The following is a 15,346-nucleotide window of genomic DNA, read 5'->3' as shown; positions in this document are numbered from 1 at the left end:
TAGCCTGGGTGGTGTTTTTCAACGACAGGACCCGAGAGCCGAATATAAAGTAGGAGTCGCGGCCTCTCTAAAAGGAGTGTGAGCAACGTGAATGCGATACCGGTCATCGACTTGTTCGCAGGTCCCGGTGGTCTAGGAGAAGGTTTTTCTTCGTTGCGCAGCCCAGACGGAACCCCCGTTTTCCAAATTTGCATGTCAGTGGAAAAAGAAAAAAACGCTCATGATACGTTACGCCTTCGATCATTTGTGCGTAAAATCATGAAATCGGACGAACAACTACCCAAGTGCTACTTGAGATACCTTGCAAACCCTTCTTCTTACAACCTACAGGCCATGCAAATGGAATATTCGGATGCTTGGGCTGCCGCCGAGGAAGAGGCTATTCAGGGTGAACTCAGGGAAGGTGAGGACACTTTTGTAGATCTCGCCCAAGAAAGATTGCAATCCCTCTATGGCGATACATATAGTGGGCCTTTGATTCTTATTGGAGGCCCTCCCTGTCAAGCGTATTCCCTAGTAGGAAGAGCGAGACGTACACGGGATAAGCAAGGGCTGGAAAAGGATCCCAAACAAACCCTCTATAAATGCTATCTCCGTTTTATCGATGAATTACGACCAACCGTATTTGTCATGGAGAATGTCAAGGGCATTCTTTCCGCACAACATGGGCACCAAGGAGTGTTCGTCCACATTGAACAGGATATGCGAGATGCTGGTTATACGCTGCATTCCTTGGTGGTTAATGAGCCTAAAGGACCGAGAGACTTCGTAGTAAAAGCAGAACGTTATGGGATCCCGCAGGCTCGGCATCGAGTCATTTTACTTGGCGTACGCAACGATGTTGCCCAATACGGCAAACCCACTATTCTGAAGGAACGTCGAGGAATATCCTTCTCAGCTGCACTTGAAGGTATCCCTAAAGTGAGGAGCGGATTCACCGCCAAAGGGCACCCTAGCTGCGCTTGGCCTGAATATATCCGCCAAGCCGTCACTGCAATTCTTGCTACTGAGAAAGGGCGTGAGCTGGAGGATGTATTGAAACCCGTATTACATAGTCCATTACCAGAGACACAAGAGGCAACTCGGGTGGAAAAATATGTACACAATATTTATCAGAAATGGTACCGGGGTCATCTCAAGAATCAATCGATGCTGGTGAATCATCATGCGCGCAACCATATGGCCTCGGATCTGGAACGCTATCTATTTTGTGCCGCCTTTGCCGCAAAGCATGGCAAACCAGCAAAGCTGTATGATTTTCCGGAAGTCTTATTGCCCGATCATAAGAATGCCAAAGGTGCTGCTGATGGGAAAGCAGTGATTTTTGCTGATCGTTTTCGCGTCCAGATGCCTGATCGATGCTCAACGACGATTACTTCGCACATCTGCAAAGATGGGCATTACTTTATTCATCCTGATTGCACTCAATGTCGCAGCTTGACGGTCCGCGAAGCTGCTCGTTTACAGACATTCCCAGATGATTATTATTTTATGGGGAATCGAACTGCACAATATCAACAAGTCGGCAATGCCGTCCCCCCTCTTTTGGCGCAGCAGATCGCTCAGGTGGTAGCAAAATACCTTAACCTTGAGGCAATAGGATTTTTTAATTAAAAAAATACGACTTAATTTCTCTCATTATCTCGTCAAATAGACTGAACCGCAAAAGTATACACTCGTGTTTCTGTATCCCTTTTATGTGAAGGAAAAAGAGATACAGAGACACGACCAATCAGCAGCTTCTAATTGCCATACTCGATATGCAAACTAGGGTCTGTTTCACATGCATCAATAATTTTGTTGTAAGCCGCAATCAGGTCAGCAAGCATAGCCTTACGTTCATCCTTGCTGAAGCGCCCATGTTCATGAACATTAGTCGACAAGAATGCCTGAATATCCCAAACTTCCAGCCTTTCAGCAAATCCCATATCTGCAGCCAAATCCCAAGCTGTTTTAACTCGATCTTTTATCGTAATAATAATTGGATGCAATCCGCTCTTAATGTTACTCTGGCACTTTTCCATCAGTAACGTAGCGGGTGCGGTAGTGCAATGTATCGCAGTATCACCGATATTAAAGTCCCCGCCCCTTCCAGTGGGATCATCCGCCACCGACGCGCCGTTGACCGCCACTTCAGGCATGATGATAGACAACTTCGCTGCCACTAACTGCTGCAGCACAATTCCCTCATACATTGTGCCGGGGTTTTCCTTTTGCCGTTTCTTGGCTTGGTCCAGCAAATGCCCCACGGCAGCGGTAATCGAAAGCGAATCATCCGATTCCAGTCTGAAAGGCTTACCGTTAAAAACTTACGTATCTGTTCAATCCAGAAACGTTCAATTTCGCCGAAATCTTCACTCGAAGGTTGCTTCTCATTGATGAGCGTCGCATAGTCTTTCATAAGGCCCACAGAACCACGACTAGTACGCCCACCTTCAGCGGCTAGCAACCGTCTGATCTGGTATTCTTCCAAAATACTCTGACAGTTATCCTTGCTTAGCCCTTTAACCTGCCCCTCTTTATCCGTAAGATAATCATTCGGGTTGATAGGTAAGACATCCCTTGAAAACGCACGATTAAGCTGCAGTACCGCAGCAAGGCTTCCTTTTGAATTAATACGATGACTTTTTTGAAAAATCTCAATGGAACTGATATCCATTCTCTTTCCTCCAGTGCCTTATCGTGTCGCCCGCAGCTCACGCTGCTCAATCGTGTCTAATGTGCCTCGCAGTGCCGGCTTGAAATAGTGCTCACCCAGCCATTCAACCACCGGTACAGCAACTGCATCACCGAAACCAAACAGGACTTGGTTGACACGCAGTCCATCAAGGTTATAGTGCGATGCCCCCATAAGCGCCGCATACTCTTTAGGCGTCATCCAACGCACCGCAACAGATCCTTCGCCAAGGCGCACCACAGCCTGCCGCGAAGACCCACCCCTAGCAGTTCGTAAACATCCCGAAATATCATCCGCACGGACTTCCCATGTAGGCTTCCCGTTTCTTGTACGCCTATATGCTGTCCGATACGAAATATACGGGTTGCTGCTCAGCTTCTCCACCCTCGCCGTTTGCACAGCAGACAGCGAACTAAGGAAAGCTTCCAATTTGACTTCAGACCACCATCGGGGATCATCGTCCGACATGTCTTCTGCATACATGCCAAAACCCGCCATGAGAGGCTCAGGCGGTTCCGGCAGAATTGCCCTGTGCATGCGCAGAGAGGAATCAGCAAACACCTGCTGAAGCCAGTCAGGCCGCAATGGAGAATTAGCTTGCGATCCTTTTGGGGGATTCATCAGACCGACTAAAAACAATCTGGGACGGGACTGCGGGACAAAACGTCTAGCATCAATCGATAGCGCATCAACTGAATACCCCAGCTGATTAAAAGCCTGCACCGCTGCCGCTATATCCTCGCCAGAATGAGATGTCGCAAGACCATTAACATTTTCAAGGACAGCAATAGGCGGCCTGTCTTCTCCCATCTCTTTTAAAAGACGGACATACTGCCAGAAGGCGCTCGACTGCTTACCATTCAAACCCGTACGGGTCCCCGCTAAAGAAATATCAGTACATGGGGAGGAGCCCCAAGCGATAGAGATTCCTCGAGGTAAGTCAGATCCTCGCAATTCACCCATATCACCCTCAATCAGTGTGTGCTCCAGCTCATTGTTGCCGAACTGGTTCCTATACATCTCACACTTAGCATGGTCAATGTCGTTTGACCATGTCACACGGAACCCGGCACTCTCGAGACCAAGACGGGCAAGGCCAATTCCGGCAAAAAACTCAAGCGCCTTTGGAGACATCAGTTCGCCGCTACTATCACTTGAGTTGAAGCAAATGCCCGTATTCCGCATACTAGCCATGCCCTGCTCCTTCCGATTGATAACGCCACTAGTATTTAGTGTACGTGTTGCTTACGCCCCAGGGTTTCTAGTACCGCTAAGGGCCAAGCCTTTCACCAACTCACATTGCAGACTCCCCCGGAACGACTCGTGAAACCGTCAATCAATACAGCGGGCACCAAGTCTCTTTGACCGCATTGGACAATTACACCGCTACACTGCCCATGGAGCAGAGAGAGACAAACAGAATAGGGGGGAGGATATCGCAAATGCATGTCTCAACAGCTAAGTTTCCTTCAACAACGAAAGCCTCGAAACTTTGAGGGCATTACGCTCACCGATGTTATTGCATCGTTAGTGTCATTCCCCATCTCAGCATTAAGAAGATTTCCCATGACCCTACCGCCGCGCGAAACTCATCGCGGAGATCAGCGACACGGCCTTGTGGTCGGCGGGGGCCCAGTCGAGCGTGGGCATGTCGGTGGGGTCGAGCCAGCGGAATTCCTGATGCTCGGTGCGGCGTGGCTCGCCGGAGAGCAGATGGCAGATGAACACGGTGAGCGTGACCGTGCCGAAGTCATAGTCGTAGGAGTCGGTGCACACCTCGTCGCCGATCTCCACCTCGCACAGCAGCTCCTCCTCGATCTCGCGGTGCAGGGCCTCGCGTGGCGTCTCATGCGGTTCGATCTTGCCGCCGGGGAACTCCCACTTTCCGCTCAACTGCTTGCCGCCACCACGCTGTGCGCACATCACCTTGCCGTCGCGCACGATCGCCGCGCCCACCACGCGGATCTGCTTGCGCGGCTTCGCCGGAGTCTCCGCGGCATTCTGGGTCTCCCCCGTCGATCGCGTCGATCCCATCGATTCGTGTACCGGCTGAACATTGTTGTCGATCATGGGTTCCTCGGATTTATCGAACTGGTCCATCATCACGTCCAGGATACCGTCTCGGTTCGCGTCAGCGACGGTATCGCCATAATTGTGAACAGTCGGCCGGCCCGTCGGAGGCCGGCCCACCAATCAGTCAAGCCCACCAATCAGTCGGAGTCACTGCCGAACATTGCGGAGTAGACGGAATCGGTGGATGTGCGCAGGGCCTTGCCGCTCTTGCCGGACGTCTGCGAGGCGTCGAAATCGTCATCATCGCGAGAACTCCGGGAACTGCCAGAGCGGAAACCGTAGGAACCGGAACCGTAGCGGGAATACGCGCCGCCGGATTTCCCGTACCGACGCCCGCCACGCGACTTCCTGCCGTGACCGTAACGGTTTCGCGAATCCTGAGAATCATCGGAGGAACCCCAGCCGTCGGAGCAGCTGGCATCGTAGTCGACGTCAAGATCCTCGTATCGGGTGCCGTCGAAGTCCCGTCCGCGGCCACTGCCGCCGCCGGAACGTTTGCCCCACCGTCCGCCACGACCACCGCGCCCGCCATACCCGGACCCGGACCCGGACCGATCGTCGTCCTCGAGCAGATCCTCCATTGTGTACAACCCAAGACAATGCGAGCAGAAACCGCAATGCGCGGCGGCCTTGCCCTTGCTCCGCTGTTTGTCGGCCTTGCCATTCCCCACTCCGGCCTTGCCGCCGCCCGTTGCGCCGGACGCACTCTCAGCCGTCTCACCAAAATATCGCAACAACTCGGCACGCAGACAGCCAGGCGTCTCACAATACCGTTGCATCGCATCCAACCGCGCGATCGCCGCGGCCTTGGCACGCTTCGACTCCTCATCGTCCATCGCCGCATTCGCATACGACTTGGCCACACGCTTATGCAACCATTCAAAATCGTCACTGGACCACAACAGCAGACTCACCGACTGCTTGCCGTCACGCCCCGCACGACCGGCCTCCTGGTAGTACTCCTCCAGACTGTCGGTCGCACCATCGTTGATCACCCAGCGCACATCAGGCTTATCCACACCCATGCCGAACGCGCTCGTCGCACAGATCACCTGAATCTCGCCGCGCAGGAACCGATCCTGAACCGGCCCCTTATCCTCCTCCGGCATACGCGCGTGAAAATGCGCGGCGGCAATACCAGCGTCGAGCAGCGCCTGCTCCAGTTCCTCGGTACGATCACGACTGCCGCAGTACACGATGCCGCACTGCCCCTTGTGCATACGCGCCCAATCCACGATCACGCGCTCGCGATGCCACCGTTTGACGGCACGAATATCGAAGCGGATGTTCGGCCGGTCGAACGTGGTGGTTACGCGCGCGGGACTGATCTGCCCAAGATTCGCGATGATCTCCTTGCGTGTGGCCGGCGTGGCGGTGGCGGTGAACGCGGCGATCACCGGGCGCGGCATGTACGCGGTCAGCTGCTGCACGAACGATCGGATTCCCAGATACGCGGGGCGGAAATCCTGACCCCACTGCAGCACGCAATGCGCCTCGTCCACCGCGATCAGATCGATGGGCGCATGGGTTGCGAAACTCAGAAAATCGTTGGTATGCAAGCGCTCCGGAGCCACATACAGCAGTTTGAGCCGTCCGGCGAGCGCGTCCTCGTATATGCGACGACGGTCGGCGTTCGCAGTGCCCGAATCGATGAGCGCGGCGGCGATGCCACGGCGAGCAAGTGCCTGCACCTGGTCGCGCATGAGCGCTCGCAGCGGCGTGATGACCAGCGTGAGACGCAGTGCGGCAGCCGGCAGTTGGTAGCACACGGATTTGCCGGCACCGGTGGGCAGCACGGCCAGCACATCGTGATGGTTCATGATGGCGTTGACCACGTCGGCCTGACCGGTGCGGAACGACGTGTAGCCGAAATAGCGTTCGAGCGCCTTGAGCGCGAACGGTGTCAGATCGCGGTCCGCGGATGGTTGTTGTCTGTGTGACGGTTGCTGATGTGGCGGTTGTTCATGCGGCTGCGCGGACGACGTTGCCGAGTTGGCCGATACGACTGACGTGGTCGGCGCGGCTGGCGTCGGCGAGGTTGCTGACGTGGGTGTGACTGGCGTGGACGAGGATTGCGGACCGCTCATATGCGCGATCCTATGCCACGGACGCGATGTCGAAGACCGGTTCGCTATTCACCCGCGATCAACCAACAGCCACACTGCGGATTCGTACCGATTCGATATCGGACCCGCACCGAGTCGATGCCATACTGCGGATCTGCATCAAGCCGACGATAAACCCGCAGCAAACCAATGTCTGCACTGCGGGTTTGTGTCAGATAGTCGACGAACCCGCCCCCAGCCGGTAAGCGCACTGCGGGTCTGCGTCAAGCTAACGACGAACCCGCAGTGCACGAGCCGCCACGCTGCGGGTTCGATGCGTCACGATAACGAACCCGCACCCAAGGGGTTGCGTCTCGGTGTCGGTTTCCGCAGGGTGTACCGGTCGGATGCCTGACCTGTGTCCAACCGGACACCGCTTCCGCTCCCTATTCCGTGTCTAACCATCACACGTGAGGCCGCCACTGCGAGGTGGGCTCATACCGATAACTCCGATAATTCCGATAATAGGAATGGGTAGTGGAGCGAGGAGGCCCCAAGCGACTAGGCTGGGAGTAACGAGCATCCGTAATGACGCGAGGGAAAGGCGTGAGGTCGATGAGCGAAACAGGGAAGGCACAGTTCTGCCCGAAATGCGGGACCCCGCGTATGGAGGGCGCTAATTTTTGTCCGAAGTGCGGGCATCGCTTCGCCGACGCCAGCGTAACACTTCCGCCGGTGGACGATACGACGACACCGGAGGCGCCGACGACGGTGGAGCCACAAACCGTACGAGAAACACAAGCGGCACGGGAGACTCCGACAGCACACGAAGCACAGGCGGCACATGGCACGCGATCGGCAGCACCGATACCGCCGGTCGCACTGGGAGCGAATACCCCAACGTCCGATCCTGTGCCGCTGCCGACGATGCATGCGACACAACGCCCGCTGGCCGCACCGGCGCAGATGCCACCGTCGTTCGTTCCGCAAACGCAGGATGGCGTGGCCCAACCGATTTCCATTCGTCCCGAGCGTGTGGAGCAAGACGGCCAGTCAGCCGGTCAGCCTCGCATCGCCCAGGAGACCAGCGATATTGCACCATGGGGAGTGACCGCCGAAGAGCGTGAGGCCGCGCACGAAGCGGCACAGGAGGCCGCCCGGGAAGCCGCCCGCGAGGCGGTGCCGGGAGCGCAGACGGAACATGGTCGTCACACGCCGTATATCGCCGCGCAGCCGGTGTATGACGTGCAACCGTTGGAATCGCTGGTGGCCCGTACCGAGGCGATCACCGCGGCCCGTGAGGAGGAGCGCGCTCGGGAAGATGCCGAAGCCGAGACTCCGTCGGGTCAGGCGGTCCAGGAACCGAATGGCGACGAGAATCTCATCAGCGCGGAAGCGGCACGGGCACCGTTGGCGAATCGGAATCGCGAAGCCGCTGACGCTGATGAGATCCCCGTTGAATCCGGCGCTTCCGCTACGGCCAGTGCCTCGCCGAACGATGACGACGCCAATGACGCCGGCGAAGCCACAACCGCGTTCGATCCGCTGGCGGCGCTGGCGGAGGAGGAAGCGCAGGAGGCCGAGCAGGCGGCAGCCGTACAGAACGATGCCGAATCACATGCCGCCGGTGACGAGCAGGCCCCGCAGCCGACGCAGCAGCCGGTATCGTTCGCGCCCGCACAGCCGCAATCTCCGACCCCGGTTCCCGTCCCCGCTCCGGCCACGATTCCAGTTTCGGTGCCGGACGTGAACGAGGACGCTACAGACAGCGGCACCGTGAACAATGACGCGACTGACACGAACGCGATAGATGACGATACCGTGCCGTCGCAGTCCGATATTGACGACGACACCGTGCTGTCCGAGCCGGAGATCGATGATCGTACCGTGGTGTCCGATGTGGCGTCGGGCGCGGTTCCGTCGGCAACGTCGGATGCGGCTCCCGCTCCGACCCCGGCTCCGGTTTCAGTTTCGGTTTCGGTTTCGGACGACAAGGCCGATACGCCTGAGCGTCCATCGAACATCGACGAAGACCCGACACGCGCTGTCGAAGAGACGACCGCGTTCAATCCGTTGGAATGGTTTGACGACGATCAGGAGGAGTTGGAACAGCCGGAGAAACCGGAAACGTCCGATGAGGAGACCACGGTGATCCCGCCGGCAGCGGTCCCGACAACTACCGCATTGCCGACCAGTGCAACGCCAACTACCGAAGCGCCGACCCCGATTCCGCCGACTACCGCGTTGCCTCACCATGACGATCATGTCGCAGGTCAGCAGTCTTCGCAGTCGGAGGAACCGTCGTCATCGGAAGAGCAGCCCACACAGGCGATTCCCGCGAATCAGCTGAAGCCGTTGCTGGCCGGTGCTGCGGCCGCGGCCGGAACGGCTGCGGCCGGAGTCGTAGCACAGCAGGCGTCCGAGGCAGAAACCATTCCGAAGACCACGGCGATCCCACTACCGGACGCGGCACAGAATCTGCCGAACAATGATTTGTCAAACGAAAAAACTTTGGAGAATCCGGCCGAGGAAACCGTCGTCATCGAACCATCGAAGGCAGCGCCGGAACCGGTGAACACCCCGGCACCGAAACCGTCAGCGGACAGCACGACAGTGCTGGGCAATCCTGCCACGGCGGCGAATGAGCCGGCGGACCAGCAGCCGGTGCAACCGCAGGCGATTCAGCCCACCGGTCGTGTTGCGCGGTCCGCAGCGTCGTCAATCGCACAGCCGGAATCGGATCCCTCGCAGCCGACCGTGCAATCGTCCACACGCCGGTCGATCCTCGCACCGACCGGTTCCGCACAGGCCAAACCGGAGTCGGCGCTTGACGAACTCGCACAGTTCGCCGTGCCCGACGACGAAGACGATGATCTGTTTCCCATGTCCGATCGTTCGGACCGCGCGGGCGGTGATCGTTCCGGCGATGCCGCAGCGGAGACCGCCATCTATCAGCCTCAGGGCGGGGCGGCACCGACGTCGTTCGCACCGGGCGCGGGAACATACCAGTACGGCGAACAGCAGTATCAGCAGTACGGCCAGCCCAACCAGTACGGCCAAGCCAATCAATACGGTCAGCCCAACCAGTACGGCCAAGCCAATCAATACGGTCAGCCCAACCAGCCCGGCACATATCCCGCGTACCCCGGGTATGGCAACGCGAACGCCGCGGCCGCCCCTAGCTCCAGTGCCAGCGTCCCGGGACTACCCACGCCGAACGGCCCCAACGGCCTGCAAGGTCCAGCCGGCCAGAACCCATCCAACGCACCCAAGCCCAAGCGCAAAGGCAAGGGCAGGCGCGTCGCTGCGATCGTGGCGGCGGTGATCTGCGTGATCGCGATCGCGGCGGGCGGCGGCGGATACTTCTGGTGGACGAACCAGCAGCATCAGACCGCGCTTAGCGCCTGCACCAACGCGCAGTCCGAATTCGACAAGTCGGCGACCACACTGTCGAGCTCGGTCACCAAGGGCAAGCAGGCGGTCAGCGGCACGCAATACGACGAGGTGAACGATCAGAACGACCTTACCGGGCTGAACAATCTGGTGAACACCACCACGGACGACGGCTCGTCGGAATCGTGCAACGCCGATCGCACCACGGCGGAGCTCAACAGCAGCGCCGACAAGTTCAAGGCACTGGCCAAAACCAACCTCACGCTCGCATCGAAAATCGACAACGCGGTGACCACGCTCAAGAGCAGCAAGGCCAACAAAACGCTGGCCGACGCGAAGAGCGCACTGGAGTCCACGCTCAGCAAGGCCAAGAAACTCATGACGTCGGCCACCGGCAACGTGACCGATGAAAGCACGCTCACCGCGCTCCAGCAAGCCATCAGCGACGCGAACACGATGCTGCAGAGCCTCACCACCGACTCGGACACGTCCAAGATCACCGCGTCGTCGTTGAACAAGGCCGCGGAAACGTTGGAAACCGCCATGGATAAGGTGAATGCGTCGGTCAAGGCCAAGCAGGCGGCCGACGACAAGACCCGGTGCCAGAACATCGCCGGCAACTACGGCATGTGGCAGGGCAGCATGCAGCTCACCGTGAACTCCGACTGCAGCATCAGCATGCAGGACGCCGGCACCCCCAGCGGTTCCAGCGGTGCCTACTCGTATACGACCAACTCCTACAAGGAGAACGGCGACGGCACGATCACGTGGACCCTGTCGAACAACGAGACGATGACGTACTATCCGTCGGGCACGCAGTCGCCGAGCATCAAAAAGTTCGTCGACGCGCTCGGCAATGGCGAAACCGACCCGACCGTCAACATGCCCAAGATCGAAACCGGCGACGGCTCGGCCTATGTCGGATGACACCGAACGGATAGGCACAGGCGTTACAGTAAACGGCCGAGTCGGCTAGCCGACCAGCCGACCTCACTGCGACGCCTGTTCGCGTACCAGTTCAAGCGCGGAGTTGAACGCGTCGGACGTCCAGCTGGCGCCGGCCACGTTGTCGATCTTGAGCCCCTTGAGCTCCTTGCCGTCCACCACGCCGGGAATGGCCTTGATGAAGTCGTCCTGATGCGTTTTGGAAATGCTGGTGAGCGGGTGACCGACCACCTGCACGTCGGTGATCGAACCGTTGGCGATTGTCAGCGTGACGTCGATGCTGTCCTCGTTGACCGGCCCGTATACGCCCTTGACCGAGTACGTGCCATCCTTGTAGTTGCCGGTGTCCTTGGATGGATCCGTCGACGTGGACGGGGATGCCGACGAACCGTCCGAGGAAGCCGAGCCCTCCGTCGGAGCGGCGGACGATTCGCCTGAATTGCCGGCGTATTCGTCATTCATCGGCACGGCCTTGGACTTGGGGCTGCCGCATCCGCCGAGCAGCGCGCCGACGACCACCAGACCGGCGAGCGCGCCGGCCGCGGTCTTCATGGTCTTGTTGGTCATTGCAAATCCTTTCGTTTCATCCGACCGGTCACTCACTACCAGTCAGTCACCCACCGCCGGCCGATCACTCACCGCCGGTTTTGGCCGCCTTGGTGGGGTCGGCGAATCCAATCGCGGTCTCGCCGGTCTGCGCGCCTTCGGCCGTGCTGCCAGTGGACGCGGGCTTGCCGCCGGCCGCCTCGTACTTGGCGCGGGCGTCGTCGTCGTTCCACTTCTCCCCCACGAGCACGCCGTGGTTGAGCATGATCTCGCGTTCGGCGCAGCTGGCGACCAGTGCGTCATGCGTCACGACGATGATCGTGGTGCCCTGCTTGTGCAGCTGACGGAACAGGTCGAGCACGATCTTTTCATTCTTCTCATCCAGATTACCGGTCGGCTCGTCGGCAAGAATCAGCTTCGGGCAATTGATGAGCGCACGCGCGATGCACACGCGCTGCTGCTCACCGCCGGAGAGCTGGCTGGGCAGATGGTGAGCGCGGTCCTTGAGTCCCACGCGGTCGAGCGCGGCGAGCGCCTCCTTCTCGTCGACGACGGAATGGTAGTACTGGGCGACCATCACGTTTTCAACGGCGGTCAGATGCGGTACCAGATAGAACTTCTGGAACACCAGGCCGATGAGGTTCTTGCGCACGTCGGCCAGCTGGGTGGCGTTGAGGTCCTCAAGCTTGCGGCCTTCCAGCGAAACGGAGCCCTTGCTCGGGGTGTCCATGCAGCCGATCATGTTCATCAGCGTGGTCTTGCCGGAGCCGGACGAGCCGACGATGGCGAGCCATTCGCCCTCCGGCACGGTGAGGGACAGATCGTCCACGGCGTGCAACGATCCGTAGATCTTGGAAATGTGATCAAGTTCAAGAAGCATTGGCAATCCTTTGGATGAGGTCTTTGGATGAGGTCTTGAGACAGGGGTTTTCCGGTTATTCTTCTCGCAACACGATGGCGGGGTCGATACGGGATGCACGGCGGACCGGCACGATCGACGCGACCACGGCGATCAGTACGCTCAGCACGACCGAGGCCAGTCCGAGCAGCCAGTTGAATTCCAACGACCGATCGAACACGGTCTGGCACAGCACGCGTGCGAACACGTAGCCGATGCCCGTGCCGATCACGCCGCCAAGCAGACCGTAGAGCGCCGACTCCACGTAGAATTCGGCACCGATCGACGCGGAACTCGCGCCCAACGCCTTGCGCAGACCGATCTCATTGCGCCGCTGCGAGACGATCGACGCCATGGTCGTGCTCACGCCCACCAGCGTCAACACCAGCACCACCACCGACACCAGCCAGAACAGCGTCTGCAGCATGGTGATGATGCGCGTGTTCGACGAGGTGATCTTGCTGACCTGCTGCGCTTTCACGCCAAGCGTCGTGTTCTTGTTGATCGTGTTGACCAGTTGGGTGAGCTGATCGGCGGACGCTTCGGACGAGAATTCGATCACGTCGCTGCCGCGCTCGCCGGCCAGTTTGGTCAGGTCATCGTTCGTGGCGTATACGATCTCATCCTCACTGCCACCGGTGTCGACAATGCCGGCCACGCGGAATTCGGTGCCGTCGGTGTTGAGAATATCGGAGGACACACGGCCGTCGCGTGTGGACTGGCCGGTGGACTGCGCCTGCGTTTCGGCGGACGTGGTGCCGGCGGTCGTGCCCGATGTGCCCGACGTACCCGAATCGCCGGATGCGGTGCCACTCGTCGTGCCGGAATCGGACGACGATGCCGCATTATCCGACTCACGATACGCGATCTTGATCGCCGAACCGATCTCCAGACCCATCGCATCGGCCACATCACGGCCCACCAGCACGCGACCCTCGCTGGGCCACTTGCCGTCGACCACCCAATGCCGGTTGAGGTCACGGACCTGATTCACGTCAATGCCACCAAGCACGTACGGTGCCGAATTGATACGCACCGTCTCGTACCGATAGGTGGCGGACTTGGCGGCACCGTCGGCCGTGACCGTTTTCTCCACGTTCGCGACCGTTTCGGCACTCAGTCCGGCGGCGCTTGATGTCTCATTCGGAGTGACGATCAGATTCGCGCCATACGCGCGCATCTCCGCACTCATCTGCTGCGGCACCACCAAACACACGGCGGCCAGGCAGAACAGTGTGGCCGCGCCCACCATCGACGAGACGACAGCCATCACGGCACGCGAACGACGACGGAATACCGCACCGAAGATCATGGCGAAAAACATACGCCGATTCGTCATCGAACGTCCGGATTCGCTATTCACGGTCTTGCCCTCACTCTTGCGATCACTCTTGCTATCAGCGGCCATGCAGCACCTCCGCGGGACGCAGCCTCAGAATCGAACGAATCGACGACACCGAGGCGATGAGAATCGTAATGGCCAGCAGCACGAACACCAGCACGAACACCATGGGACGCATGGTGATGCCCGAACCGAACACCACCTGTCCCACGATCTGCGCCACACCCGAGCCGAGACCGGCACCGATGATCGCGCCCACAAGCGAGATCACCGCCGTTTCGGCCAGCATCAGACGGGACACCGCACCATCCGTAGCGCCGATGGCCTTGAGCAGAGCCAGTTCCGAACCGCGCTCGCCGATCGACGCGGCCATCAGATTCGCCACGGCGATGGCGGCGGCGATCAAGCTCAACGCGGTCATGAGGATCATCACGGCACGGGTCTTGTTCATCACATCACCCTGCAGCGCGGCCACCTGACGCACCTGCTTGGCCACCGCACCGGGGATGACCTCCTCGATCTGGTAGGCGATGGAGCTCGCGTACGCGGTGCAGTACCAGGTCTCCCATTCCTCGGACGTGAGCGCGGCCGGATTCTTGGCGGCCTTGCGCGCCAGATCGTTCTCCGGCGTGGTCAGCGCCTTGACCTCGATCTTGTCGACGGAATCAGGCAGATCAGCCAGCGACTGCGCGACCGAACTCGCCATGTACAGCGAGTTCGCCGCGTCATCGCCGGAATCGTACGTGCCGACGATCGTCACCTTCTGCACGTTGTTCTTGCCGGACGCGGTGGCCTTGTCCAGCACGAGCGAATCGCCGATCTTCACGCCAAGCTTGTCGGCCAGATTCACGCCGATCATGGCCTGTGTGGAATCGTCCTTGGGCCAGGCACCCTGCACGGTCCACCATGAGCGCATGCCTTGCACGCCCACCACGGTGGATTCGCCGGTGTCGAGTTTGAGCGTCTTGTTGAACCACGTGCCCACGATCGGGATGGTGGTCTGATTGTGGCCGTTCGCGTCCGGTCCTTCCACGTTCGCGTGGATGTTGAGCTGCGGCGCGAAGTTGGTGATGTTGAACGCCCAGAAGATCGTCTTGATGTTCTTGGCGTCGGATTCCTTGAGGAATGACGTCGGATCGCTTGTTGTGGCGGATGCACCCGACGAATCGGATGTGCCGGCCGCTCCCGCCGTATCATCCGTGGAATACAAATCGGAGATCACGGCGTCGGACTTCGGCTGCACGGTGATGTTCGAACCGTACGTCGACAGTTCGGCGTTGAGCTTGTCGCCCACGTCGAATACCACGCCAAGCATGGCCACACTCACCGTGGCCGACAGACATACGGTGACGGCGATGAGCAGACGACGTTTGAGCTGCCGGCTGAACGACCGGAAAATCATACGAAGAAAGAACACGCTTCACCTC

The 15,346-nt window shown here is 59.0% G+C and carries 11 protein-coding genes and 1 pseudogene; 3 read left to right on the top strand and 9 right to left on the bottom strand.

Features of this window, described 5'->3' with window-relative positions:
* The first annotated feature begins 78 nt into the window (after positions 1-78).
* Positions 79-1,614 (top strand): DNA cytosine methyltransferase, encoded by a 1,536-nt coding sequence (locus EP30_RS09165; RefSeq protein WP_258185450.1) that lies wholly within the window; start codon positions 79-81, stop codon positions 1,612-1,614.
* Positions 1,615-1,742: 128 nt separating this feature from the next.
* Here EP30_RS09165 and EP30_RS11190 read toward each other — a convergent pair whose 3' ends face one another.
* From EP30_RS11190 to EP30_RS09145, 5 genes are all read right to left on the bottom strand, one after another.
* Complete coding sequence (locus EP30_RS11190; protein ID WP_258185449.1) at positions 1,743-2,249, bottom strand: DUF4928 family protein; 507 nt, start codon at positions 2,247-2,249, stop codon at positions 1,743-1,745.
* Positions 2,165-2,659, bottom strand: coding sequence for a DUF4928 family protein (locus tag EP30_RS11185; RefSeq protein WP_258185448.1), 495 nt, complete (start codon positions 2,657-2,659; stop codon positions 2,165-2,167). The genes EP30_RS11190 and EP30_RS11185 overlap by 85 nt, the downstream gene beginning before the upstream one ends.
* Before the next feature lie 18 nt (positions 2,660-2,677).
* Positions 2,678-3,871 (bottom strand): DNA cytosine methyltransferase, encoded by a 1,194-nt coding sequence (locus tag EP30_RS09155; RefSeq protein ID WP_258185447.1) that lies wholly within the window; start codon positions 3,869-3,871, stop codon positions 2,678-2,680.
* 378 nt (positions 3,872-4,249) lie between these two features.
* Complete coding sequence (locus EP30_RS09150; RefSeq protein WP_140558109.1) at positions 4,250-4,711, bottom strand: (deoxy)nucleoside triphosphate pyrophosphohydrolase; 462 nt, start codon at positions 4,709-4,711, stop codon at positions 4,250-4,252.
* A gap of 176 nt (positions 4,712-4,887) precedes the next feature.
* Positions 4,888-6,837: an ATP-dependent DNA helicase RecQ gene (locus tag EP30_RS09145; RefSeq protein ID WP_140558076.1), complete on the bottom strand. Its 1,950-nt coding sequence runs from the start codon at positions 6,835-6,837 to the stop codon at positions 4,888-4,890.
* Positions 6,838-7,383: 546 nt separating this feature from the next.
* Between EP30_RS09145 and EP30_RS11365 the strand changes: the two are divergent.
* Together EP30_RS11365 and EP30_RS09140 are read left to right on the top strand one after the other, a co-directional pair.
* Positions 7,384-7,494, top strand: a pseudogene (locus EP30_RS11365) (zinc-ribbon domain-containing protein); the annotation flags it as partial.
* A gap of 303 nt (positions 7,495-7,797) precedes the next feature.
* Complete coding sequence (locus EP30_RS09140) at positions 7,798-11,115, top strand: hypothetical protein (protein WP_219846813.1); 3,318 nt, start codon at positions 7,798-7,800, stop codon at positions 11,113-11,115.
* Between the two features lie 63 nt (positions 11,116-11,178).
* Here the strand turns inward: EP30_RS09140 and EP30_RS09135 are convergent, their stop codons facing one another.
* From EP30_RS09135 to EP30_RS09120, 4 genes are all read right to left on the bottom strand, one after another.
* Positions 11,179-11,700: an FMN-binding protein gene (locus tag EP30_RS09135; RefSeq protein WP_094664020.1), complete on the bottom strand. Its 522-nt coding sequence runs from the start codon at positions 11,698-11,700 to the stop codon at positions 11,179-11,181.
* Positions 11,701-11,764: 64 nt separating this feature from the next.
* A complete protein-coding gene (locus EP30_RS09130) occupies positions 11,765-12,559 on the bottom strand; it encodes an ABC transporter ATP-binding protein (RefSeq protein ID WP_140558071.1) in 795 nt (264 codons plus the stop codon).
* Between the two features lie 55 nt (positions 12,560-12,614).
* The gene (locus EP30_RS09125; RefSeq protein WP_140558106.1) at positions 12,615-13,916 is read right to left on the bottom strand and encodes an ABC transporter permease; all 1,302 of its coding nucleotides are present in this window, start codon (positions 13,914-13,916) and stop codon (positions 12,615-12,617) included.
* A gap of 58 nt (positions 13,917-13,974) precedes the next feature.
* Positions 13,975-15,336, bottom strand: coding sequence for an ABC transporter permease (locus tag EP30_RS09120; protein ID WP_140558068.1), 1,362 nt, complete (start codon positions 15,334-15,336; stop codon positions 13,975-13,977).
* Between the last annotated feature and the right edge of the window lie 10 nt (positions 15,337-15,346).

The organism is Bifidobacterium sp. UTCIF-39 (assembly GCF_006408715.1).
Taxonomy (GTDB): Bacteria; Actinomycetota; Actinomycetes; order Actinomycetales; family Bifidobacteriaceae; genus Galliscardovia; species Galliscardovia tissieri.
This window is presented reverse-complemented; position numbering and strand designations above follow the sequence as displayed.

What these genes read in the sequence shown, in the direction of transcription:
- EP30_RS09155 (WP_258185447.1), bottom strand. Translation starts at nt 3,871, where the DNA reads ATGGCTAGTATGCGGAATACGGGCATTTGCTTCAACTCAAGTGATAGT.
- EP30_RS09130 (WP_140558071.1), bottom strand. Translation starts at nt 12,559, where the DNA reads ATGCTTCTTGAACTTGATCACATTTCCAAGATCTACGGATCGTTGCAC.
- EP30_RS09125 (WP_140558106.1), bottom strand. Translation starts at nt 13,916, where the DNA reads ATGACGAATCGGCGTATGTTTTTCGCCATGATCTTCGGTGCGGTATTC.
- EP30_RS11185 (WP_258185448.1), bottom strand. Translation starts at nt 2,659, where the DNA reads ATGGATATCAGTTCCATTGAGATTTTTCAAAAAAGTCATCGTATTAAT.
- EP30_RS09150 (WP_140558109.1), bottom strand. Translation starts at nt 4,711, where the DNA reads ATGGGATCGACGCGATCGACGGGGGAGACCCAGAATGCCGCGGAGACT.
- EP30_RS09145 (WP_140558076.1), bottom strand. Translation starts at nt 6,837, where the DNA reads ATGAGCGGTCCGCAATCCTCGTCCACGCCAGTCACACCCACGTCAGCA.
- EP30_RS09135 (WP_094664020.1), bottom strand. Translation starts at nt 11,700, where the DNA reads ATGACCAACAAGACCATGAAGACCGCGGCCGGCGCGCTCGCCGGTCTG.